This window comes from Escherichia sp. KCJ4928 (assembly GCF_004352695.1).
GTDB lineage: Bacteria > Pseudomonadota > Gammaproteobacteria > Enterobacterales > Enterobacteriaceae > ECMA0423.
In genome coordinates, this window is record NZ_SJWV01000681.1 from 1 (window position 1) to 337 (window position 337).

1 pseudogene is annotated in these 337 nt (G+C 57.3%); it reads right to left on the bottom strand.

Going from position 1 to position 337, the window contains the following annotated elements:
• Positions 1-337: pseudogene (locus E0D98_RS26240) on the bottom strand (hypothetical protein); the annotation flags it as partial.

Below are 337 nucleotides of genomic sequence, written 5' to 3' on the forward strand. Positions count from 1 at the left end.
CTCACAAGTTTTCTGTCGCGCAGCCAGTCCTGCGCTTCACGCACCACACAACTGTCCGGTTTCACCGCTTTCAGAGAAGATGCCAGTCGCTTGATCAACATCACCAGTTCCCGTGTCTGTATGTCCGACATTGTCTCCGGTGGAGCAGAGGGACTCTCATTTCCGACGCCCATCCCATGCGCTTCCAGTGTGGCACGGACAAACCAGGCGGCATCGACCAGTTGCTGGCGAATCCAGGCCAGATCGGCATTTCTGTCACGGGCTGCCATTCGCTCACCCGACAGCGCCTTGCTGATATGGCTGCGCACCAGATTATCCAGGAGTTCCTGCGCTTCTT